At 38.8% G+C, this 22501-nt stretch carries 26 protein-coding genes, 9 tRNA genes, 1 rRNA gene and 1 riboswitch; of the genes, 28 read left to right on the forward strand and 8 right to left on the reverse strand.

Features of this window, described 5'->3' with window-relative positions; genetic code table 11:
• From rrf to JOC36_RS05635, 3 genes are all read left to right on the forward strand, one after another.
• Positions 1 to 100 (forward strand): 5S ribosomal RNA (gene rrf / locus JOC36_RS05625); the annotation flags it as partial.
• A 7-nt stretch (positions 101 to 107) separates the two neighbouring features.
• A tRNA-Asn gene (locus JOC36_RS05630) sits at positions 108 to 180 on the forward strand.
• Positions 181 to 253: 73 nt separating this feature from the next.
• Positions 254 to 892: a hypothetical protein gene (locus JOC36_RS05635; RefSeq protein ID WP_205145540.1), complete on the forward strand. Its 639-nt coding sequence runs from the start codon at positions 254 to 256 to the stop codon at positions 890 to 892.
• Positions 893 to 930: 38 nt separating this feature from the next.
• Here JOC36_RS05635 and JOC36_RS05640 read toward each other — a convergent pair whose 3' ends face one another.
• On the reverse strand, positions 931 to 1773 hold the full coding sequence (locus JOC36_RS05640; protein WP_205145541.1) for a MurR/RpiR family transcriptional regulator: 843 nt from the start codon (positions 1771 to 1773) through the stop codon (positions 931 to 933).
• A gap of 156 nt (positions 1774 to 1929) precedes the next feature.
• Between JOC36_RS05640 and gnd the strand changes: the two genes are divergently transcribed.
• The 5 genes from gnd to JOC36_RS05665 all read left to right on the forward strand — a co-directional run bounded on the left by gnd (position 1930) and on the right by JOC36_RS05665 (position 6757).
• Positions 1930 to 2841 carry a phosphogluconate dehydrogenase (NAD(+)-dependent, decarboxylating) gene (gnd, locus tag JOC36_RS05645; protein WP_205145542.1) on the forward strand — a complete coding sequence of 304 codons (912 nt, stop codon included), beginning with the start codon at positions 1930 to 1932 and terminating at the stop codon, positions 2839 to 2841.
• A gap of 152 nt (positions 2842 to 2993) precedes the next feature.
• On the forward strand, positions 2994 to 3689 hold the full coding sequence (locus tag JOC36_RS05650; protein WP_205145543.1) for an FGGY family carbohydrate kinase: 696 nt from the start codon (positions 2994 to 2996) through the stop codon (positions 3687 to 3689).
• 540 nt (positions 3690 to 4229) lie between these two features.
• On the forward strand, positions 4230 to 5135 hold the full coding sequence (locus JOC36_RS05655) for a 3-hydroxyacyl-CoA dehydrogenase (RefSeq protein WP_205145544.1): 906 nt from the start codon (positions 4230 to 4232) through the stop codon (positions 5133 to 5135).
• A 306-nt stretch (positions 5136 to 5441) separates the two neighbouring features.
• The gene (locus JOC36_RS05660; RefSeq protein WP_205145545.1) at positions 5442 to 6347 is read left to right on the forward strand and encodes a 3-hydroxyacyl-CoA dehydrogenase; all 906 of its coding nucleotides are present in this window, start codon (positions 5442 to 5444) and stop codon (positions 6345 to 6347) included.
• A gap of 194 nt (positions 6348 to 6541) precedes the next feature.
• Entirely contained in the window at positions 6542 to 6757 is a 216-nt protein-coding gene (locus JOC36_RS05665; protein WP_205145546.1) for a hypothetical protein, read from the forward strand.
• A gap of 343 nt (positions 6758 to 7100) precedes the next feature.
• Here the strand turns inward: JOC36_RS05665 and JOC36_RS05670 are convergent, their stop codons facing one another.
• The gene (locus JOC36_RS05670; RefSeq protein WP_205145547.1) at positions 7101 to 7367 is read right to left on the reverse strand and encodes a hypothetical protein; all 267 of its coding nucleotides are present in this window, start codon (positions 7365 to 7367) and stop codon (positions 7101 to 7103) included.
• A gap of 243 nt (positions 7368 to 7610) precedes the next feature.
• Between JOC36_RS05670 and JOC36_RS05675 the strand changes: the two genes are divergently transcribed.
• Entirely contained in the window at positions 7611 to 8297 is a 687-nt protein-coding gene (locus JOC36_RS05675; protein ID WP_205145548.1) for a YxeA family protein, read from the forward strand.
• Between the two features lie 46 nt (positions 8298 to 8343).
• Here JOC36_RS05675 and JOC36_RS05680 read toward each other — a convergent pair whose 3' ends face one another.
• Positions 8344 to 8595, reverse strand: a complete 252-nt coding sequence (locus JOC36_RS05680) for a hypothetical protein (protein ID WP_205145549.1) — start codon at positions 8593 to 8595, stop codon at positions 8344 to 8346.
• A gap of 82 nt (positions 8596 to 8677) precedes the next feature.
• Positions 8678 to 8992, reverse strand: a complete 315-nt coding sequence (locus tag JOC36_RS05685) for a bacteriocin immunity protein (RefSeq protein WP_205145550.1) — start codon at positions 8990 to 8992, stop codon at positions 8678 to 8680.
• Positions 8993 to 9238: 246 nt separating this feature from the next.
• On the opposite strand from JOC36_RS05685, the gene JOC36_RS05690 reads away from it, so the two are divergent.
• The gene (locus JOC36_RS05690; protein ID WP_205145551.1) at positions 9239 to 9430 is read left to right on the forward strand and encodes a hypothetical protein; all 192 of its coding nucleotides are present in this window, start codon (positions 9239 to 9241) and stop codon (positions 9428 to 9430) included.
• 61 nt (positions 9431 to 9491) lie between these two features.
• Here JOC36_RS05690 and JOC36_RS05695 read toward each other — a convergent pair whose 3' ends face one another.
• Both JOC36_RS05695 and JOC36_RS05700 read right to left on the reverse strand, forming a co-directional pair.
• The gene (locus JOC36_RS05695; RefSeq protein WP_205145552.1) at positions 9492 to 9716 is read right to left on the reverse strand and encodes a helix-turn-helix domain-containing protein; all 225 of its coding nucleotides are present in this window, start codon (positions 9714 to 9716) and stop codon (positions 9492 to 9494) included.
• Positions 9717 to 9867: 151 nt separating this feature from the next.
• Entirely contained in the window at positions 9868 to 10371 is a 504-nt protein-coding gene (locus tag JOC36_RS05700) for a helix-turn-helix domain-containing protein (protein ID WP_205145553.1), read from the reverse strand.
• A gap of 263 nt (positions 10372 to 10634) precedes the next feature.
• Here JOC36_RS05700 and JOC36_RS05705 point away from each other — a divergent pair, with 263 nt between their 5' ends.
• From JOC36_RS05705 to JOC36_RS05720, 4 genes are all read left to right on the forward strand, one after another.
• Positions 10635 to 11270, forward strand: a complete 636-nt coding sequence (locus tag JOC36_RS05705; RefSeq protein ID WP_205145554.1) for an NAD(P)H-binding protein — start codon at positions 10635 to 10637, stop codon at positions 11268 to 11270.
• Between the two features lie 316 nt (positions 11271 to 11586).
• On the forward strand, positions 11587 to 12849 hold the full coding sequence (tyrS, locus tag JOC36_RS05710) for a tyrosine--tRNA ligase (RefSeq protein WP_205145555.1): 1263 nt from the start codon (positions 11587 to 11589) through the stop codon (positions 12847 to 12849).
• Positions 12850 to 12935: 86 nt separating this feature from the next.
• A riboswitch (purine riboswitch) is annotated at positions 12936 to 13034 on the forward strand.
• A 64-nt stretch (positions 13035 to 13098) separates the two neighbouring features.
• A complete protein-coding gene (locus JOC36_RS05715; protein ID WP_205145556.1) occupies positions 13099 to 14385 on the forward strand; it encodes a nucleobase:cation symporter-2 family protein in 1287 nt (428 codons plus the stop codon).
• Positions 14386 to 14397: 12 nt separating this feature from the next.
• Positions 14398 to 14976, forward strand: coding sequence for a xanthine phosphoribosyltransferase (locus JOC36_RS05720; protein WP_205145557.1), 579 nt, complete (start codon positions 14398 to 14400; stop codon positions 14974 to 14976).
• A gap of 47 nt (positions 14977 to 15023) precedes the next feature.
• Here the strand turns inward: JOC36_RS05720 and JOC36_RS05725 are convergent.
• Positions 15024 to 15094 (reverse strand) — tRNA-Cys (locus tag JOC36_RS05725).
• Between the two features lie 163 nt (positions 15095 to 15257).
• Between JOC36_RS05725 and JOC36_RS05730 the strand changes: the two genes are divergently transcribed.
• From JOC36_RS05730 to JOC36_RS05770, 9 genes are all read left to right on the forward strand, one after another.
• A tRNA-Val gene (locus tag JOC36_RS05730) sits at positions 15258 to 15330 on the forward strand.
• Positions 15331 to 15332: 2 nt separating this feature from the next.
• Positions 15333 to 15406: transfer RNA gene (locus JOC36_RS05735), tRNA-Asp, on the forward strand.
• A 10-nt stretch (positions 15407 to 15416) separates the two neighbouring features.
• A tRNA-Phe gene (locus JOC36_RS05740) sits at positions 15417 to 15489 on the forward strand.
• Positions 15490 to 15495: 6 nt separating this feature from the next.
• Positions 15496 to 15566 (forward strand) — tRNA-Trp (locus JOC36_RS05745).
• A 17-nt stretch (positions 15567 to 15583) separates the two neighbouring features.
• Positions 15584 to 15657 (forward strand) — tRNA-His (locus JOC36_RS05750).
• A gap of 46 nt (positions 15658 to 15703) precedes the next feature.
• Positions 15704 to 15788 (forward strand) — tRNA-Leu (locus JOC36_RS05755).
• Between the two features lie 36 nt (positions 15789 to 15824).
• Positions 15825 to 15909 (forward strand) — tRNA-Leu (locus tag JOC36_RS05760).
• Between the two features lie 87 nt (positions 15910 to 15996).
• Positions 15997 to 16434, forward strand: coding sequence for a GNAT family N-acetyltransferase (locus tag JOC36_RS05765; RefSeq protein ID WP_205145558.1), 438 nt, complete (start codon positions 15997 to 15999; stop codon positions 16432 to 16434).
• A complete protein-coding gene (locus tag JOC36_RS05770) occupies positions 16434 to 17573 on the forward strand; it encodes a glycoside hydrolase family 3 N-terminal domain-containing protein (RefSeq protein WP_205145559.1) in 1140 nt (379 codons plus the stop codon). Before JOC36_RS05765 ends, JOC36_RS05770 begins: the two co-directional genes overlap by 1 nt.
• A 34-nt stretch (positions 17574 to 17607) precedes the next feature.
• Here the strand turns inward: JOC36_RS05770 and JOC36_RS05775 are convergent, their stop codons facing one another.
• A complete protein-coding gene (locus JOC36_RS05775; RefSeq protein ID WP_205145560.1) occupies positions 17608 to 18834 on the reverse strand; it encodes a solute carrier family 23 protein in 1227 nt (408 codons plus the stop codon).
• Between the two features lie 256 nt (positions 18835 to 19090).
• Between JOC36_RS05775 and JOC36_RS05780 the strand changes: the two genes are divergently transcribed.
• From JOC36_RS05780 to JOC36_RS05800, 5 genes are all read left to right on the forward strand, one after another.
• Complete coding sequence (locus JOC36_RS05780; protein ID WP_205145561.1) at positions 19091 to 19849, forward strand: threonine/serine exporter family protein; 759 nt, start codon at positions 19091 to 19093, stop codon at positions 19847 to 19849.
• Positions 19850 to 19869: 20 nt separating this feature from the next.
• The gene (locus JOC36_RS05785) at positions 19870 to 20370 is read left to right on the forward strand and encodes a threonine/serine exporter family protein (RefSeq protein WP_239517550.1); all 501 of its coding nucleotides are present in this window, start codon (positions 19870 to 19872) and stop codon (positions 20368 to 20370) included.
• A 583-nt stretch (positions 20371 to 20953) separates the two neighbouring features.
• Positions 20954 to 21325 (forward strand): DUF805 domain-containing protein, encoded by a 372-nt coding sequence (locus JOC36_RS05790; protein WP_205145562.1) that lies wholly within the window; start codon positions 20954 to 20956, stop codon positions 21323 to 21325.
• A 3-nt stretch (positions 21326 to 21328) separates the two neighbouring features.
• The gene (locus tag JOC36_RS05795) at positions 21329 to 21757 is read left to right on the forward strand and encodes a hypothetical protein (protein ID WP_205145563.1); all 429 of its coding nucleotides are present in this window, start codon (positions 21329 to 21331) and stop codon (positions 21755 to 21757) included.
• A 153-nt stretch (positions 21758 to 21910) separates the two neighbouring features.
• Positions 21911 to 22339, forward strand: coding sequence for a hypothetical protein (locus tag JOC36_RS05800; RefSeq protein WP_205145564.1), 429 nt, complete (start codon positions 21911 to 21913; stop codon positions 22337 to 22339).
• The last annotated feature ends 162 nt before the right edge of the window (positions 22340 to 22501 follow it).

Here is a 22501-nt window from a genome sequence, read left to right on the forward strand (position 1 = left end):
TGAGGTCACACCTGTTCCCATACCGAACACAGAAGTTAAGCTCAATAGCGCCGAAAGTAGTTGGAGGATCTCTTCCTGCGAGGATAGGACGTCGCGATGCATATCATTCCGAATTAGCTCAGTTGGTAGAGCACACGACTGTTAATCGTGTTGTCGTCGGTTCGAGCCCGACATTCGGAGTTAGTGAAGCACCTTAGTAAAATTGCTAAGGTGTTTTTTATTATAATTAGGTATTGAAAAGGGGCATCAACCAATGGTTAAACAAGGGAAGTTTGCAAGTTCTGAACGGCAAAAGCAAGTCCAAAACAAAAACCGTAAGCCCAAAAACCAAACAGCAACAATAGAGGCAGACCAAGCCTTGGATTTTTTGTTAGTTCGTTATCACTTGGTTAGCAAACAAAGCAGTTTAGTTGAAGAAACCAATAGTCGATTTATACAAGAGTTTATGCAACTTGGGATGGACAATCCTTGGTCATTGGCAGAAATAACACTACGTGTGCTTCAACAAGTCGATGTGAATGTCCCCTGGCAGTTTTATCAAATTTTATTTGATCATTGGGAACAAACAAAGCATTTTATATTAAAAGAAGTACCAGCGATTCCACTTATAAATCGTATTAATATTATGGACGATTTGAGTACGGAAGAATTACAGAATGCAATTGTAGATAAGCTGGCGATGAATTGGTTTATAAATCAATTTAAGGGCGTTCCAGATAAGTTAGGGAAAGTTACCGACCAACAAATTAAAGAGCTGGCTAAGGGGTTAAAACAGGGCTCAGAGATTGATTGGAATAAAGTAGCGGAGCTTAACCGTTCAATTGTTTCCGGAGAAGTAGCCAATGTGGATGCAGGGACACAAGCATGGCTTGACGCACTTAAAAATATGTAAAAAAGCATTACCGTTAAAATAACGGTAATGCTTTTTTGTTATTCACGCGTTTGATCGATAGCGTGACGAACATGATCAACAACATCTAATGTATCGGAACCAAGATTCACACCAACTAAAGTGAACAAGCTGTCGATAATCGTGAGTTGTGCTAGTAGTGATGACATTGATTCGCTTCGTAAGTTTACTTCAGCAGCCGAACTTGGAAGGACTAAGTCAGCAAGCTTGGCTAAACTAGAGTTAACATGGGCCGTAATGGCGATAATTTTAACGTGATTTTGTTTGAGTTGTCGCGTAATCTTCAATGTATCTAAATTGCGTCCAGAATGAGAAATGACAATAGCAACATCATCAGGCTGCATCCGAACAGCTTGCATTAATTGAACGTCATAGTCTGGATGTTGTTCAGCATCAATAGGCGTTCTTAAAAACTTATGGTAACCATCTAATGCAACAATTGAAGAACCACCAATGCCGAAAAATCCAAGCTTGCGACAGTTAATAATCCATTGATATGCTGTATCCCAGCTTTCTGTTGGAATTAAATCAAAAGTTGAAGACAGTGCGTTTTCGCCTCCCTTAAAAACTTTGCTGACAATTGCTCGAGTATCATCGTCACTTTCAATTTCACCAAAGAAATTATTGTCAGATGCAGGGGCTGCCGTTAAGCTGAGCGAGAATTCGCGAAATGAACCGTACCCAATTCGCTTAACAAAACGTGAAATTGTAGCAGTAGATACATCGACGGCAGATGCCAATCCTTTAATTGTAAGACCTTGGACAGTATTAGGATTATCTAGGATATAATCTGCTATTTTAGCATCAGATCCAGAGAGCTGATCTCTGAGAGCCTGAATGCGGTTGAAACCTGATTGTGGCATAAGGTCCAAAGCTCCTTTTTCTATTTGATATTAAAATAGTATACGCACTAATTTCATAAATGTAAATATTTTACAGTAAAAGGCTTGCTTTATGAAAATAGTTTGCATTATAATAAGGGGGTAGATAAATATGAAAAGAAGAATGAGGTATTTGAAATGAAGTTCGCAATGATCGGCCTTGGTAAGATGGGCTTGAACTTGGTTAAGAACGCTGTAGACAATGGTCATGAAGTTGTTGCATACGACTTGAACCCTGACTTTGTTAAGGAAGCAGCTGAATATTCTGATAAGGTTACTGCCGCATCAGATATTGATGATATGTTGGCTAAGTTGCCATCACCAAAGGTTGTTTGGGTTATGGTACCAGCTGGTGCCCCAACTAACTCAACGATCGACACATTGATTGAAAAGATGGACGAAAATGACATCATCATCGATGGTGGAAACTCAAACTTCCACGATAACTTGGAACAAAACAAGCGCACAACTGCTGCTGGTATCAAGTTCTTTGACGCTGGTACTTCAGGTGGTATGAGTGGTGCTCGTAACGGTGGAAACTTCATGATTGGTGGAGATGATGCCGAAGCTTGGAAGACAATCGAACCTTTGTTCAAGTCACTTGCTCAAGAAGATGGTTACCTATACACTGGTAAGTTAGGTTCAGGACACTACTTGAAGATGGTTCACAACGGTATCGAATACGGTATGATGCAAGCCATCGCCGAAGGATTTGAAATTTTGGATGCTTCAGAATTTGATTATGATTATGAAGCTGTTTCAAAGCTTTGGAACCACGGATCAGTTATCCGTTCATGGTTGATGGAATTGGCTGAAGAACAATTCGCCAAGGACCCTAAGCTTTCAGCTATCTCAGGTCGTATGCACTCATCTGGTGAAGGTAAGTGGACTGCTGAAGAAGCTTTGAAGCTTGAAGTTCCTGCTCCAATTATCACAACTTCATTGATGGTTCGTTACCGTTCAATGCAAGAAGATACATTCTCAGGTAAGGTTGTTTCAGCTTTGCGTAATGGATTCGGTGGACACGCCATGGATCCTGCAGGTAAGTAAGCTTATCTTGATTATAAAAAGCCTATCCGTTTGGGTAGGCTTTTTTGTTGCAAAAATTAGCGTATTCCTAGGCTTCTGGTAAACTTAAAGATGAGATGGACTCACAGATAGCGTATAATGGACGCTAGATAGATTAAAAAGAGGACCTTGAAATGAAATATGAATTGTTAGTTAACATTAATCCATTGGGGATTGATGGTGAATTGCTCGATGAAAAAAATCAAAGCCAACAATTACATGTAGCTTTTGATCAAAACGAATTTGCCAACAGTGTTGTTGAAATGGATGCATTTTTAAACGCAGTCCATGCTTTTTTGCATCAGCTTGAACTAAAAGTTGCTGAAACAGATGAAATTAGCGCCATTAATTTTAAAAACATCATGCATGGCTGGCTGGCCTTAGATGAAAATTTTGAAGCAGTTAGTCCAATTATGCTTGGTGATCAAAATGATGAACATTTTATTGAAGCGTTAATGATGAATGGTATTGGAGGACAATTGCAACGTAAAACTGGTGTACCATTGGCTGTAACTTCACCTTTAATCATGACGTTGCATTTGCGAAATGATAATCCAGAAATTTATGCTAAAGCACAACATTATATGACTTTAAATGATTATATTGTTTATCGTTTATTTGGTAAAAATGTCACTGATGCTGCCGTTGCAGCACGAACTGGTTTGTATAATGTGGCCACTCAGGATTGGGATGGACAAGCCTTGGCTTTGACCGGGGTCACAAAGGAACAATTACCTACTTTATTACCACATGATCAATTAGTTAATGAATTAGTATTGACTGGGTTACCACAGGCGATTAACCAGGAAACAAATTTCAAGATGGATTAAATTTTTAATGGTGGTTGTGCTATAATATTTTCTGTTGCTGGAGATGCAGTTAGCCAGGGAGTGATGACCTAGGGCTGCTTAAATTTTTAAGAGGGTGCGATTCCCTGCTGTCCAGCGATGGCTCTTTTTGAGAGGTGAAGGACTCAAAAGGAGTCGGAGAAAAGATTCTAAAGTTATGTGGATGATAACTTTAGATGGGGATTATTTATAGGGTGGTGCCTATAAATATGATATGGTGAAAAGCTATGTGGTACGTGGTGGTCCACATAGCACAGCAGAGTCTGCACTCGTTGAGCGAGAGAGACTCTGCTTTTTTATTTGTGAATAAAATATTTTAATAATTTTCTCATTCACAAATTGAATTAATATGACTAGACGTTTAAAATCTAAATATATTTCAAATGAATTTAATTAAGATGAATGTAAGCGATTCAATGATTTGCTTGTGAAATAATTAATTATTTTTAGTAAGTCATTCTTGTGAAAACGTGTTACACTATGTGCATAGACAAGATACAGTTTAGAAAAGAGGTATTTCAGATGATTAAGAATCTTGTGGTTGCCGGTGGTGGAACGTTAGGAAGTCAAATTGCCTTTCAAAGTGCATACTTTGGTAAGCATGTGACAATTTATGATATCTCAGACCAAGCTTTGGATGCAGCTAAGGAACGTATTACAAACTTGAAGACTAACTATAAGGACTTCTTCAAGGTTGATCAAGACGTTGTGGACAAGGTTGCAGATGGCATCAAGTATTCAAGTGATTTGAAGGAAGCAACTTCAGATGCTGACTTAGTCATTGAAGCAGTACCAGAAAGCGATAAGATTAAGGGTAGCTATTACCAACAATTGATGGAAGTTATTCCTGATAATACATTGATTGGAACAAATACTTCAACAATGTTGCCATCACACTTGGCACAGTATGTTGGTGAGGATAACCTATATCGTTTCTCAGCTACACATTATGCTAACCAAGTTTGGGCTTCAAATACCTTTGAGATTATGCCAGTGAAGGAAACTTCATCTGAAACTGTTGATGAATTGGTTCAATTTGCGAAGGATACTGGTCTAGAGCCAATCAAGATTAAGAAGGAACAATCAGGTTATGTTTTGAACTCTGTTTTGGTTCCTTGGTTTGATGGTGCCCTTCGTTTGTGGGGTGGCGATATCGCCGATCCAGAAGAAGTTGATAGGGTTTGGATGATTGACTTGCGGGTTAACCGTGGACCATTTGCCTTTATGGATGTTGTTGGTATTCGGACAGTACTTGAAATTACTAAGCGTAATTACGCTAATAGTGATGACAAGCAAATTTTGAGTGCCATCGATAAGCTACAAAAGATGGTTGATAACAAGGAATATGGTATGGAAACGAATAAGGGATTCTATACTTATCCAAATCCAAGCTATAAGGATGTTAAAGTTGCTTACATGGACAAGTAATTAACTATAATAAAAAGACGCCAGATAATGATTTATTTGGCGTCTTTTTTGGTGCTTTTTTAAAGGTACACATTTAAAATGACATGTGAAAAAATATTTTTGATTTATTTTACTTTCACAAATTAAATAAGTTTGACTAGATGACGTTAATTTATAATCAATTTATATAAAATACTTTACAAATAAATGAAAGCGCTTGATAGTATAGATTGTGAAATAATTAATTATTTTTAGTAAGTCAACTTTGTGAAAACGTGTTAAACTAAAGGTGTCGATGGGAGATAAATTAGGAAAGAGGTAGTAGAGATGATTAAGAATCTTGTTGTTGCAGGCGGTGGTACATTGGGTAGTCAAATTGCATTTCAAAGTGCTTATTTTGGTAAAAATGTGACCATTTATGATATTTCAGATCAGGCTTTAGAAGCAGCGAAGGGACGGATTGAAAAGCTTGAAACTGAGTACAAGAATTACTTCAACGTTGATCAATCTGTCGTGGATAAAGTTGCCGATGGCATCACGTACTCAAGTGATTTGAAGGAAGCAACTGCTGATGCTGACTTGGTCATCGAGGCTGTTCCTGAAAGTGATAAGATTAAGGAAAGCTACTATAAGCAATTGATGGAAGTTATTCCTGATAATACATTGATTGGAACAAACACATCAACGATGTTGCCTTCACATATTGCACAATATGTTGGTGAAAAAGATTTGTATCGTTTCTCAGCGACGCATTATGCAAATCATGTTTGGGCATCAAATACCTTTGAAATTATGCCTGTTCAAGAAACAGCGACTGAAACGACAGATGCATTGGTACAATTTGCCAATGAGACCGGTCTAACACCAGTTGTGCTAAAGAAGGAGCAAGCTGGTTATATCTTGAATTCATTGTTGATTCCATGGTTCTATGGTGGACTCCGTTTGTGGGCCGACGATATTGCTGACCCAGCTGAAGTTGATAAGGTATGGATGATTGATTTGCGTGTAAAGCGGGGACCATTTGCTGAAATGGATGTTGTGGGAACTCGAACAGTGCTAGATATTACGAAGCGTGATTTTGGTGATAGTGATGATAAGACCATGTTGAAGGCCATCGATAAGTTACAAGAAATGGTTGATAACAAGGAATATGGTCGTGAAACCAATAAGGGCTTCTACACATATCCAAATCCAAGCTTTATGGACGTGAAAATTGCAGAAATGGACAAGTAAGCTTGTCATGATAGGAGTTGAGCCGGTCCTGGTTCAACTCCTTTTTTTGATGTTAAACATAGCTATTCTGTGTGACGTGTGGTCGCAGGTGAAACTAGACGGATTGTATATTTACTCTTGAAAGTATGCGTTTATACTGAAGTTATACAGTAAAGATAAAGAAATTTGCTTGGCCTAAGTATAGGGGGATAATAATGTTCGGTATATTAAGCTTCTTTCAGATGATTTTGGGAATTGTGTTGTTTTTCATGTTTAGAAAGCAACTAGATCAATTGTCGCAAGGGCAAAAGATGGTCGTTTACTTAATCTTAGCGTTTGCCATTTTGACAATCGTAGCTATGCTTTTCTCGCTCCCAGGGGCAATCCATGACTTTTCAATGGGCTTTGAGGCTGGTATTTCAGGCCATTAAGCTATAGTTTCGTATACAAAAAGCGATCAAAAGTTAAATGCTTTTGGTCGCTTTTTTATATGTGTTTACTTAATGACTTGTTTGCGTGCTTGCCGTGATTCGATGGTATAGCGGACAGGGATGCGTGACAACAAGAAAAAAAACCATGAATAGCAAACCAGGTTTATTCTGGGTTAACATCATAATCGCAGAGCTCTCATCGATGAAGACGATGATAAGGAAAATGAAGAAAAGAGCTCCCGCGGCGATAAGCGATTCGTTAGTGATTTTCTTAAGTAATGTAAAATTAAACATAGCGTGAGTTCCTTTTGATTTGCTAGTAATTGAGCCGATAAGCACTAATTTATAGTGAGTGAATTCCGACACCACTGGTGATTTCTTGGATATAAATTAATGAAATTAGTTTTGCTAGTGAACTTGGGTAAGCTTTAGGATTGCCATCCGTAAGGGACAAGAGCTTTTCGCGGAAGCTAGTTAATTGGCTGCCTTTTAATTGCTTCGAATGAACTTGGTCACGGTTATCGAGAAGAAACTGGTGAATAGTAGGATAATCTTGTAGTTCCAATAAAGTTTGATCGTATTGCGCGATGATGTCTTTATATTTATTCAAGGGAAGTACCTCCATTTTTTTGGGGGGATGAAGCGATTAATAATATAAATTAATTGTAAATGATGCTTTTTTGATAAGCTATCATTATTTTGTATATGAGAAAAATGTAATTATTATAAAACGTTTTATGATAAATTGTAAGCTTATAGAGTTATCAAAACGTGTTTAAATGGGAATGTAAAATGTTAATTGCGTTACTTTAGTAATTGTTTACGGTAATTTAATAGGGGAAGGAGGTGCTTAATGAACTTTGACGAAATGATTAAGGCTATACGTTTGAATCGTGAGATGACGCAAGAAGAGTTTGCTCAGGAACTCAATATTACACGTCAGACATTATCAAGATGGGAGACGGGACGCGGTTATCCGAATTTAGATACACTAGTAGATTTAAGTTATCGCTTTGATATTTCCTTAGATGAATTGTTAAAAGGAAAAGATTTAAATGGGGAGAAGACAGACGTGGTAGAAACAATCAGTAAGGATGTACGAGATAAACAAAAGTATAAAATTTTGGCCTTTGTCATGGCCATCATTATGATAATTTTCGTGATTGGATTGAGCGTTTTAGGCTATGGACGTGAAAAACAGGTGTCTGTGATTGATCGATTTAACCCTTTTTTGCAGACAAGCGTTGGCTATGGACGATTGCCAAAAGAATTTGAATCTGGGAAAGTGGATACTTTCATTATGCAAGATGCTTTTGGAGAAGGAGAATGGTTGAATTTTATCACTGGGAAAGAAGAATCAAATGACGACTTTGTGATGGTAAAACATAAGGGAGCATATGTAATGGGAACACGTACAATCAACAAAAAGAACATACCAGTTGATTTGCGGTCTCAAATGCCATCTGAATATATGAAGTATAATTCGAAGGCAGATGGACCTAGAGTTGCTAAAAAAGTTCCTTGGTGGCCGTTTGATTAAATTAAAAACCCTTGTTGTGCCGACTTTGTGAGGACACAACAAGGATTTATGATTGATGTTCTTTAATATAGTCATCCATGGATGAATAACCAGAAAATAGCATGACGGCAGCAACAGCTAAATACAAGCCAAACATGAAGATTGGTTTGTCATAAGTATTGGTTAAGAAGCATGTATAACCGCCATAGAGTGTGACGCCAATAGGTATGATGAAGATTAGAAATTTATAACGAGGAAATCTCGCAAAAACGAGGGATTGAATTAAAATCCCCGCAACGATTAAAATGGTTGTAATCAAGAAGAGCTCCTTTGTGTGGTTATTTGAGATGTTACTAGCTGCTACATGTAATGTGAATTAGGTTTTGAAGACACCTAAGAGCTTAATACCGACTGCTTACATTGTGGGTTGGTGCGGTCATGCCGTACCCATTGGCTGTCCCAAGTGTCTTTAGCTTACTGATAAAAGGTTTATCTTCTTCTGGCAAATCCAATTCATCTTGTTGTGCTAGATCGTAAAAAGAATTGGCAAGCATTGTCGCGACAATGGGAGCGGCTTGGCGATGATGATCTAAATCATTTTTCGCAGCTGAAATAACACGATAAGCATACGGATTGCTGATATCAGAGGTATGCTTGTAAAGCGTATCAACAATTTCTTTAATTTCAGCAATCTTTTTATTTTTGAATCCAAACATGATGCTACCTCCGAGACCAATGGCTAAGTGATATCAATTAGTTTTATTTTAGCGCAGATGCTAGTGGAATAATATGGTCGCAAGCAAGAATACAAATTTTCTTGAACAAAGAATGCAAATATAAACTTCGTTTAAGAGATGAAGATTAGCATAAAGATTATACAAATAGATTTGCATTTGTGATACCCGTGATTGCTCGTGTCATGAAATGATTGGAACAAGCCGTTTGATACGGGGAGGCTACTAATGAAATTAAGACAAAGAGATGATATAACCTTATTTGCGATGTATGCCATTTACATCATGTTAGTTCGTAATCCTAATCAGCCAATGTGGCTTAAATTTATCACATTTATCGTAGGAATGCTGGCTTTGGCGGCAGCGCTCAAGAAGATTAAAGATGTGCTGGGAAAACGTAAGCGGAGAGCGGTTCGATAAAGTGATAAACAACAAACAGATAAAGAAAAAGGAACTGTTGCGTGAGTTAGCAGTTCCTTTTTTATTGGTAATGATCACCAATTAAATTATGAATATCTTCATCTAATAGTCGCTCGATGGCAACTAGGATATCGATGTTGGGGATACGCAAACCATTTTCAGAATGCGATAGGGTCGTGACGTCAATGCTGAGGGCATCGGCCATTTCACTCTGTGTTAACCCGTGCTTATTTCTTAGTTGTTTTATATTTGTTCCAATATGCGAACTACACACTTCTTCATTCATTTGGTTGTCTCCTTATGATGGTAGGATATGTAAAGAAATATTCGTTAGTAATATATTGCACGATGAAAAATAAAATAAAGTATGTCGTCTCAGTTAGATTGGCAATAAAAAAGTGCCTTTACACGGATGTAAACACACTTTGTAGTAGTAGTTATTTTTTTGTTGGTTTTTTGATGCCAATCGTCAAAGGATATTTTAAATCCCACGCTGGCTCAAGTTTAAAGTTACGCCAGTAGTTAAAGAATGTATAAGCAATCGGCCAAGCAATTAACCATACCAGACAGGCGATGATAAACAAAAACGTGTGATTGCCTAAAGTACTAATGCCATAGAATAGAATTAGCATAATAAAAACAAATATCAGCCGAGGTAAATCATATTTAAGGTGTTTCTCGGATTTTCGCTTTCGTAACTGATCGACTTGAGCTGCGTTATAGGCCATAATTGTTTCCTTTCTATCTGAACCAATATGCGTAAACAAATCAGTGACTTGCACATTTAGGGCTTGTGCCACTAACCGCAAGGTCTCCAAGCTTGTTTCTTCGCCGGCTTCAAGTCTTTGAATTGTTCGCGTATTGATATTGCAAAGTTCTGCAAGGTGGTCCTGAGTCCAGCCTCGTGCTTTTCTGAGTTGAGCAACATTACTTTTGTCCATGGCTAAAGTATAGATGAAAAGCCGATAGAATCAAACGACAGTTACCTGACAGATGGCCGACAGTGTGATTTTTTTAGTTGTTTAACAGGTTTGCTTAACGTTGCTCATTTTTTTAGATAATATATATCTGTATGATTTTTGTTATGAGAGAGTTTTGCAGAATTTGATACATGAACTTACTATTTTGGCGGTTGTAAGTCAGACAATCCGTGATATACTTATTATTAGTAAGAGATTTCACGAGATGAAAGGATGGTAAACAAATGAAGATTGCGATTATTGGTGCAACGGGTATGACAGGTAAGGCGCTTTTTAATGAAGCTAAGGAACGTGGTCACGAAGTAACTGGCTTTGTACGTAATGAGGCACGTGGTAAAGAAATCCTTGGGGATGATGCCAATTTGATTGTGGAAGATGCTTTTGCGATTACAGGCGACCAATTAGATCAATTCGATGTTGTGATTGATGCATTTGCGAACCATCAAGAACCAGAACAAAACTTAGATGTATTAACCCATTTGATTCATCAAACACGGAAGCACTCGGTTCGGATGTTCTTTATCCTAGGGGCCGGCCCTCTTTTGCAAGCGAATGGTGAATATGTTTATGAACACTTGAAAACTTTGCCTGGGGCTGAAACTTGGGTTGATGAGCCACGTTATGGAGTCACCGAGTTACAAGTGTTGCTCAGCACGCGTGATGTCAATTGGACTGCTATTTCTGCACAAAATACTTATAGTGAAGGTCCAAAGACAGATTATGTCTTGGGTAAGGACCACTTAATGGAAGCAAGTGATGGTGAATCACATGTGACATCAGGTAACTTGGCAAGCGCTGTTTTGGATGAAATTGAGACACCACAACATAAAATGGAACGCTTTACAGTTTCTGATAAATAAAACGAATTAAAGCGGTGCATTTTGGTGATGTGCGTGCTATAATCATCCTATTGCAAGGATGGTTTAAGTAGAGAGTGAGTTTGGAAATTTCAGAAACACAGTGGCTGATGTGAACTGTGCCGGCTTATTCTTGAATTACACCCATCGAAAAGGTTTGCACGTCACGCTCGGCGTTATGAGCAAGATAAGGGGTCACAGAATACTGTGGCAAATTAGGTGGTACCGCGTTTAAGTAAGCGTCCTAATCAGTTCATCGACTGATTGGAACGCTTTTTTTGTTCAATCAGTCAAAAATACACTTTTATGGAGGTACAGCATGGCTGAAGAAAATGTTTTGCAAGAATTAGAATGGCGAGGAGCCATTAATCAACAAACTGATCCAGAAGGTTTGTTGGAGTTAATGGATAAAGAGCAAATTGGCGTTTACGTTGGGATTGATCCAACTGGGGATTCAATGCACATTGGGCACTTAATTCCGTTTATGGTGCTTAAGCGTTTCCAAAATGCTGGGCAACATCCAGTGATTGTCGTTGGTGGTGCAACGGGTTCAATTGGTGATCCATCAGGTAAAAAGTCTGAGCGTAAAATGCTTTCTAAGGAACAAATGGACCAAAACGTTGCTAAGATGAGCAAGCAATTGGAGAAGCTATTTGGTAAAGATGGCTTCACAATTGTAAATAACATGGATTGGTTGGGTGAATTTAACCTATTAGATTTCTTACGTGATTACGGTAAGATGTTCCCAATTAACACGATGTTGGCTAAGGATGTTGTGGCATCTCGTTTAGAAGCTGGAATTTCATTTACTGAATTTACTTACCAAATTTTGCAAGCGATTGACTTCCATGAGCTTTGGAAGCGTGAACATGTACGTTTGCAATTGGGTGGTTCTGATCAATGGGGTAACATCACCGGTGGTGTTGACTTGATTCACAAGCTAGAAGGTAGCGATGCGCCAGCATTTGGTTTGACGGTACCCTTGTTGTTGAAGTCTGATGGAACCAAGTTCGGTAAAACTGAAGGCGGTGCGGTTTGGTTGGACCCAGAGAAGACGACGCCATTTGAGTTCTACCAATTCTGGTTGAATACAGCCGATGAAGATGTTGAAAAGATGTTGAAGTTCTTTACCTTCCTATCAAAGGAAGAAATTGATGAACTTGTCGAATCAACAAAGACAGATGCTTCAGCACGTAAAGCGCAACGTCGTTTAGCAGAAGAAGTCACGCGCTTTGTGCATGGTGAAGAAGCTTTGAAAACGGCTGAAAAAGTGACGGATGTGCTATTTGGTAATGCCGATGTTGCCACGCTTTCAACTGATGAAGTGCAAGCTTTGGCGGGAAATGTGCCAACATTTGAAATCGGTAGTGAACCAATTGGTATTTTGGACTTAGTTGTTGCCGCTGGCCTAGAAACTTCAAAGACGCGAGCACGTGAATCAGTAACCAATGGTGCCATTCGGATTAACGGCGAACAAATCAAGGACGTCGAAACAATGATTGATCCAAAGGCTGCTTTTGATGGTAAATACGTGATCGTTAAGCGTGGTAAGAAGAAGTGGGCGGTTGGTAAAGTCCAATAAGCTGATACTTGTCACTTAAACACGAACGATAAAAAGTGTTTTTATTTATGATAGCCAAAAACACGAATTATTGTTATACTAGATAAATATTAATATCAAGTCCTATGAGTATAGTGGTTGGAGAATGGCCAACGAGTTTCTACCTGCGTCCCGAGATGCAGACTACTCACAATGTATTTAGAAAGCCATTCTTTTTTGAATGGCTTTTTTTACACCCTTTTTCGATTAGGACAATTCTTGGAGGAATTTATGGACACGGTTAAGCAACAACCTAATCGACTAGAGTCAGCCTTTTTAGGCTTACAACATGTTTTGGCGATGTATTCGGGCGGGGTGTTAGTTCCCTTAATGATTGGGGCGGCCTTGCATTTTACACCGACCCAAATGGCGGTTTTGATTTCAGCCGATATTTTCATGACTGGAATTGGAACACTTTTGCAATTAAAGACGACTCGGTTCACTGGAATTGGACTTCCGGTGGTGATTGGATCAGCGATTCAGACGGTGACACCTTTAGTTAATATAGGTAGTACTTTAGGTATCGGTGCCATGTATGGCGCAACGATTGGCGCTGGAATTTTTGTATTTTTGATTGCTGGGATTTTCGCTAAATTACGTCGCTTCTTTCCACCAGTTGTAACTGGTTCTTTGATTACAGTGATTGGGTTTGCGTTGGTGCCGGTCGCGATTCAAAATATTGGTGGTGGCAATGCAAAAGCAGCTAATTTTGGTAATATGACTGATTTAGCCATTGCTTTAGTTACGATTGTGACGATAGTGCTATTAAATATCTTTGCGAAAGGCTTCGCGAAAGCAATTGCGGTATTATTGGGAATTATTGTCGGTGCATTGTTTGCAGCATGCTTGGGCCGAGTTGATTTAACGCCAGTGGCACAGGCTTCTTGGTTCCACTTACCAATGCCATTTTATATGGGGACACCAAAATTTCACTTGTCAGCAATTATTACCATGTCGGTAGTGGCCTTAACGTCATTAATTGAATCAACTGGTGTGTATTTTGCTTTGGCTGATTTAACTGGTAAAGATTTAACAGAACGTGATTTAGCACGTGGTTACCGTTCAGAAGGCTTAGCCGTCATTTTGTCTGGTATTTTTAGTACTTTCCCATATTCAACTTTTTCACAAAATGTTGGTGTGGTACGTCTTTCAGGGGTTAAGTCAAAGCGTCCGATTTATTATGCAGCAGTAATGTTAATTTTAATTGGCTTGTTGCCAAAATTTGGTGCTTTGGCTACCATTATTCCAACTTCGGCCTTGGGTGGTGCGATGTTAGTATTGTTTGGTACAATCGGAATACAAGGAATCACGATTCTGCATCAAGTCGATTTTGATCAAGACCGTAACTTGATGATTGTAGCGTTGTCAATTGGCACTGGTATTGGTATTACGGTTTACCCACAAGTATTCCAACAATTACCTGAGTTGATTCGTTTGGTGATTGAAAACGCAGTGGTTGTGACATCAATCTTAGCAGTAGCTTTGAATATCATTATTCCGGGCCGGACTGATGAATAGAAGGGAATGGATATGCAATTATTAGAAGATCGAATTAAAAAAGATGGACGCGTTTTAGGTGAAGATGTGTTAAAAGTGGATAACTTTTTAAATCACCAAGTTGATCCAAAATTGATGGCTCAGTTGGGCGCTGAATTTGCGCGCTTGTTTAAGGATGAAAAAATCGATAAAGTGTTAACCGTTGAGTCTTCGGGAATTGCCCCCGCGGTCTTTACGGCTTTGGACTTAGAAGTACCAATGGTTTTTGCGCGTAAGAAAAAGTCTTTGACGTTGACTGAAGAAAATTATACGGCCGATGTCTATTCATTTACGAAACAAGAAACGAACCATATTATTGTAGATAAGCGCTTTATTCAGCCGGGCGAACGGGTCTTGTTAATTGACGACTTTTTAGCAAATGGGCAAGCTGTTCAAGGGATGATGGAGATTTTGGACGCCGCTGACGCAGAGTTGGCTGGCGTTGGAATCGTTATTGAAAAAACGTTCCAAAAAGGCCGTGCATTACTGGATGAAGCGAATGTGCGTGTAGAATCATTGGCGCGGATTGCAGCTTTTGAAGACGGTGAAGTAAAATTTGCCGATGAAAATTAGCAATAAAAAAGAGCAGGTTAGTTAACTAACCTGCTCTTTTTTTATGAAGGTGGTGATGGGAATCGAACCCACGATCACGGTTTTGCAGACCACTGCCTTACCACTTGGCTACACCACCAGAAACGAACAAAAACCATTATATAAGAAAGTCAATCAACATGCAATGTGATGCGAACTAAAAAGATAAATTAACTAGAAGTGAAAATAATGCTTGCATTGTTTTCTTATCCTAGGTATAATAATTTTTGTTGTTGAGATACATAAGTGTTACACAACATGTTGGACGATTAGCTCAGCTGGGAGAGCACCTGCCTTACAAGCAGGGGGTCACAGGTTCGATCCCTGTATCGTCCATTGGTCGCATGGTCTAGGTGGTTAGGACGCCTGCCTGTCACGCAGGAGATCACGGGTTCGAGTCCCGTTGTGACCGTTTTTTTTATGGCGCGATAGCTCAGTTGGTAGAGCATACGATTGAAGCTCGTAGTGTCGACGGTTCGATTCCGCCTCGCGCCACTTTATAGGGGTATAGTTTAATGGTAGAACAACGGTCTCCAAAACCGTCGGTGGGGGTTCGACTCCCTCTACCCCTGCTTTATACAGTATGATGGCGATTGTGGTGAAGGTGGTTAACACACCGGTTTGTGGTTCCGGCATGCGTGGGTTCGAATCCCATCAATCGCCCTGAAAGCTTATTGAGCTTTCTTATTAGAATAATTATTTGGTTGTTGCCGTTGTGGCGGAACTGGTAGACGCGCTGGACTCAAAATCCAGTTCCCTTTTTGGGAGTGTGGGTTCGATTCCCACCGACGGCATTAGCTGTTATAGCATACGAACTAAATAATTATCTTGCCGTTGTGGCGGAACTGGTAGACGCGCTGGACTCAAAATCCAGTTCCCTTCTTGGGAGTGTGGGTTCGATTCCCACCGACGGCATAAACTAAGAGGTATCGACAGTTGTCGATACCTTTTTTTGTTATCATAAGGGTATAGTGAAGATGGTGATAAAGACGGAGGTTGGATATGCTTGACGTAAAACAAACTGATGAATTGACTCCTGCTGAATTAGTTAGCATTATGGCGGAACGGACAGCTGTTTTCGTTGTGGAACAAAATTGTCCTTATCAAGAGGTTGATACTGATGATTACGATGCCTTGCATGTACGTTTGATGGAAGATGGTGTTATGCATGCATATGGTCGAATTATTCAGGCGGATGATGGCATTCATTTTGGGCGAATTTTAGTACCAAAAGCATTCCGACATCAAGGGCAAGCTAAAAAATTAATCGAAAGCATTTTGGAAGTCATTAAAGAACGATTCCCAAATCAACCTGTTTTAATTCAAGCGCAGGCCTATTTAGTTAATTTTTATCAAGAATTTGGTTTTCAACCAATATCTGGGATTTATTTAGAAGATGGGATTCCGCATCTAGATATGCGGTTAGATTGGGGTAATTAATGTTTCGACGAAAAAGAAATTGGATAATTTTTGGTTTGATAATTGTTGTGATTGCGATGTTAATCGGTGGAGTTGGATACACGCAATATCAAAAAACGCAAGCGCCAGAAGAAACGCGCGATCCAATTCAAAAACAAATCAATCATATGACCTTGGATGAAAAAATTGGACAGCTTTTTGTGGCGAAAACTTCCGGCGTTAAGCCAAAACAGGTCGAGCAAAACGTCAAAGAATATCACTTAGGTGGTTTATTGATTAGTTCAGATGCGTATTATCATACAAATCGCCAACAATTTAAAAAACAATTAGCAAAGTATCAAAATCAAGCACAGATTCCGTTAGGATTAGCGGCCGATCAAGAAGGTGGGACGGTTTCACGATTAGATATTAATCATAAAATTACCAATGTTGCGCGTTACCCATCTCCAATGGAAATTTACCAGGCGGGTGGCCTAAAAAATAATGTTAAATGGGCAAAATTAACAGCCAAGAATCTCCATGAACTAGGGTTTAATTGGGATTTTGCCCCTGTTGCTGACGTGGCTACTGATAAAAATGCTTTCATTTATGATCGGACGATTGGTCAAAACTATCAAAAGACAGCTCAGTATATAAAAAAGGTTGTGCCAGCGATGCAAAATCAAGGAATTGCCACTTCTGTTAAGCATTTCCCCGGTTATGGTAATGCTGGTGATACGCATGACGGCGGTGCCACCGCTGAACGGACAAAAGCACAAATTATGCGTGAGGATGCTGTACCGTTCAAAGCAGCAGTTCAGCAGCATGCGGCTTCAATTATGGTGACGCATGTGGTCTTGGATAAAGTTGATCCTGGCCGGCCCGCCACGATTTCAAAAAAAGATATTAATTTGTTGCGTCATGATTTGAATTACAATGGGGTTATTATCACTGATAGCATGCAAATGGGAGCGATGACTAAGTATGCGAAAGCCCATCATATTAATGCAGATGTAGCCGCTTTAGAAGCTGGTAATGATGTTATTTTATCGAATGATTTTAAGACGAGCGTGCCAAAAATTAAGCAGGCAGTCCGTTCAGGTAAGCTTTCCGAAAAACAAATTGATGAATCAGTTTATCGTGTTCTAAAAATGAAGCAAACGTACTTCAAGGATAAATAATAAAAAGCCAGCGGAGTTACCGTTGGCTTTTTTATTATTTTGTAATTTTATTTTTAATCCAGTCCATGGCAGTTAGAACGATGTAAGTTACACCACCTAATAAAATACCATCACTGATGGAATGGGTTAAGGGCATGCCGAGCACAATCAAGAAAGCTGATGCAGCAATTTTGAAATTACTCCAATCAATCTCCTTTAAATTGCCAAGCATTAATACGCCTACAACAATCAAGGCACTAGCTGTAATCTGAGGTGTAATCACAGTCAAAAGAGGTGAAAAGAATAATGACAAGGCAAATAAAATAGCCACAACCACTGAAGTCAAACCTGTTCGACCACCTGCAGAGACGCCGGCATTTGATTCAACAAAGGCAGTCGCCGGAGAAGTACCAAAAATAGCAGCACTAATGTTACCTAATGCACTCGCAATCAAAGATTTGTTCGTGTCGCGGTTGGTGTGCATCTGTTTTTGCACTCCTAAGATGGTACCGGTGGTATCAAAGAAAGCAACCAAGAAGAAAGTCAGGACAATTGGAATGATTTGCCAATTTAATACATCTGATAGATGGGTAAAGGCAACCCCAAAAGTGGGCTTAACACTTGGGACGGTTGAGACGATTTGGCTGGGGGCATGGACCAGCCCAGTAACAAAACCAATTAAGGTTGTGGCTAACATGCCAAGAAAAATGGCGCCAGGGACACGGTAGTAATATAAAGCGAGAGTGATTAAGATACCCGCAATTGTTAATAAGGCTTGAGGTGCCATTAGATTGCCTAGGGTTGTAAACGTTGCTTTATCGGCAACGATGATGCCACTTCCAGTTAAGCCGATTGTCGCAATCAAAAGTCCGATACCGGCGCTAATTGCTGATTTTAAATCATCTGGGAAGATATTTAAAATCCAGTCACGTACGGGTGTGATCACAACGACTAAGTAAAGCAAGCCAGCTAAGAGCATGGCACTTAAAGCGGCTTGGAATGAGTAGCCTTGTTGTAAAATCACAGAAAAAACAAAGGCGGAATTAATGCCCATTCCCGTTGAAATGGCAATTGGCATATTAGCGATGAGAGCCATCATTAAAGTACCGAAAATTGAAACCAGAGCGGTGGCAGTGAAGACAGCTCCTTTATCCATGCCGGCTTGTGCTAGCATTTCGGGTTGAACAAATAGAATATAAGACATAGAAATAAAAGTCGTAAAGCCGGCTAATACTTCTGCTTTAACGGTGGTTCCGTTATTTTTAAGTTTGAAAAAGTCCACAGAATTACTCCTTAAAATAAAAAAATCACAGCCAAACTTGGCTGCGCCTTTAATAGAATAGCGCAATTGTTTGTGAACTGCAAACTGCGTGAGGTTCAATGGTGAATCGTTTTAAAAATAAAATGGAAAGTGTTATGAATTGCTTACAATGACATGGTATGATTAGGCGTTAACTATTATTTTAGATATAATTTAATGCAATACAGCCAAATGATATGGCGATAGTTTAATTGATAATAAAAAGATAAATGGGTAGATGAAGATGGCAGTTGATCAAAATAAAATTATTGAAACATGTTTATTAGCGGGACGAATCATGGTAGAAGGTGGTTCGGAAATTTACCGTGTTGAAGACACCATGCGTCGCATCGTGCGGAAAGCTAGCAATAATGATAGCCAAATTTTTGCGACAATTACGGGAGTTTTGGTAACGATGGACGCGGATGAAAATACGCGTTTTAGCCAGATTAACCGGCGGGGCATTGATATGGAGAAAATTAATATCGTTAATGAACTGTCTCGTAAGTTTACCGATGGCACAATTGATTTAGATCAATTACGGCAACGTTTAAAGCGCCTCGATCGTGAGTTACCAAATTTTCCCCTCTGGTTACGTGTGCTTGGAGCGGGCTTTGAAGGGATGTTCTTGATGATCATTTTCACCCAGACGCATGCGTGGGTCGATATGCCATTGACGATGTTGGCTGCCGCGACCGGATATTTGGTATCAGATCGCTTAGGACAGATTTCGCGGATTCGGTTTGTGCAAGAATTTATGGGCGCGTTAGCACTGGGCTTAGTTGGTATCTTAGGGGTGCGCTTAGGGCTCGGCCATAACATTGATAATGTCTTGATTGGGGCGGTGATGCCGTTGGTACCAGGTGTACCGATTACGAATGCCCTTCGTGATTTAATTGAAGGAAATCTCTTAGCGGGAATTGAACGTGGCTTTGAAGCAACGTTAACTGTGTTTGCCATCGCCTGTGCGATTGGAACTTTGCTACATTATGTTTAAGATTAAAGGAGGACGTGTAGATGTTATTTAATGCATTAATTCAATTAGTTTTTAGTTATTTAGCCACCGTTTCCTTTGGTCTGTTCATCAATGTTCCGCGTAAGGCTTTGAATGCAGCAGGTATATCTGGTGCTATGGGTTGGATGGTATATTGGTTTGCTGTTCAAGCTAACCTTAGTGATATTTTTGCCAATTTTTTTGGTGGGTTAACAGTTGGTTTAATTGGTTTAGTTTTATCACAGCGGAAGCGCATTCCCAGCACTATTTTTAATATTCCTGGCTTGGTGCCATTGGTACCAGGAGCCTCGGCCTATCAAGCACTGGTTATGATTATGAGTGGCAATGTTGTGAAAGCAAATGAGAAAATCTTCCAAGTCTTAATGATTGGGGGCGCGATTGCAATGGGATATGTCGTTTCGCAATTAGTTTCGGAGCAATATTTCCGTTATCGCCATAATCGGGTGTTATCAAAGAATGACGAAGAAAATGTCGCTGATGATTTTGTTAAAAAACCACATTAAAAAGCCGACAGTCATTTTTGAACTAAGCATGCGTTGATCAAAAAAGTAATCGACATTATTTTATATGAGATAACGGACTATCTTGATGAGATAAAACCCATGTGCCACATTCTTCAAGCGGTTCGACATAGCCGTTTTGCTTTAATTCAATGGATTAAGCTTACGAAGATTTGAATGTTAAAGATAATGTCATTGATAATAAAAGTGTACAAACTAAAACCCACAAGCAAATTTGCCTGTGGGTTTTTATTTTATGGATTTAATCAAAAATCAGTTACTTTGATAATATTGACAAATTGATAGCTTCACTTTTGTCAACTGAATCAATTATGTTGGGTATTGCTTGTTGGATAGCCTAATGTAAATAGCGAAACACAGTGTATTTGTTCGTTAACATTTTTTGAAAGTTATTTTGTTTATTTAATCTCTCGTTAGTTTCTTTAAAAAAACGTGTGATTTGCAATATTTTAAAATGCTTTTAAATATAAAATTTGATTAGTCAATGTTTGTTTGATAGCGTTAGATTTGTATATATTCGAAGTTCACGTAAGGTAAGCGGATGTGTTTTTTAGGAGGAAGAGTCTTGAAGTTTTTGAATGCAGTATTGGACTATTGGAAACAGATGTTTGATTATCGCTCAAAACAGGGTCGTTTGAGCTTTTTTGTGGGATTTACTGTGAATGCCCTCTTGGTCGGTGTAGCTTATTATGCAATTTCATATATTCTTGGATTTATGGGTGGTTACTACGATGCAGATGAAGGATCAATTGATGTGATGATTATGGCGATTACTTGGGTGATGATTATTGCTTATACTGTTGCTTATATCAGTAGTTTAAATCGTCGTTTACGTGATGCTGGATTTAATCCTTGGTGGACGTTAGGTGATTTTGTGCCACTTGTACAAATTGCAGTATTTATTTTTACATTCTTTCCAACAAAAAAAGGAAGTTAAGGGATGGAGTATTTCGTAATACAAAAACTAGGGGATAAAAAACAAGAGTTTGATAGAGAGCTAAATGATTTTGTATATACAACTAGCAGAATGTTGTCTTTAATGGAAATGTTAATCGTAAGAGGATTACATAATATTGATTTGACATCAATCATCTTAAAGGGTTATTTAGAAGAAGAAGTAGAAGATGGTGATTTTGATTTTCCACGAATGGTCGATGATGATGAATTAGTTTTGTATGAAGTAACGGGGTGCGACTCAGCCATACTCGCTTACATGAAGTTCAAAGATTTTTATCCGATTTTAGAAAGAAAAATTCATAATCGATTGAAACTGCAAAATAATAGTTACCGGGATATTCCAAAAGAAGAACAAGTCGAGATTTTAGAAGAATTAGCTGAAGTAAAAACAAGCTTCGGTCTGGATGATTAAACTTAAAAGATAGGATGTTGTTAGAATAGCAAGCTGCGTTTCAAACTTTCCATAAAAAATAATATGCTAGTGTGGCTGAAAAGGTATAGTTGAGACGGTATTTCCTGTTGTAAGCTACTAATAATAGTAAGAATGATGAAAGGAAGTTGAGCGATGGAATATTTCGTCATACAAAAATTGGAGGATAAGAAAAAACAGTGTGATGAGGAACTAGGTGCTTTTTTACATTCTACTAATAATATATTAAGATTATTGGGGATATTGATATCAAGAAGCTTAATGAATAGTGATAATACATCCATCATCTTAAAGGCTTTTTTAGAAGAAGAAGTTGAAGATGTCGATTTTGATTTTCCACGAATGGTCGATGATGATGAATTAGTTTTGTATGTAGAAACGGGGAGCGACTCAGCCGGACTCACCTACATGAAGTTCAAAGATTTCTATCCGATTTTAGAAAGAAAAATTCATAATCGATTGAAACTGCCAAAGAATAGTTATTGGTATATTCCAGAGGAAAACCAAGCAGAGATTTTAGAAGAATTAGCACGTGTCAAAACCAGTTTTGGTCTTGATGATTAACTGAAAAAGGGAAGCACTAATAAAGTGCTTCCTTTTTTTGTTATAAACTACATGTAAACCTTAATTAGGTATTACCTAGCTATAAAGTTATTTGTATTGATACATTTATTATTGTCGTACTCCATCGGATTTGTCCGGTTGGGAGCTAGACAGATATATTTT

This window comes from Weissella uvarum, assembly GCF_016908785.1.
In the GTDB taxonomy this organism is placed as follows: domain Bacteria; phylum Bacillota; class Bacilli; order Lactobacillales; family Lactobacillaceae; genus Weissella; species Weissella uvarum.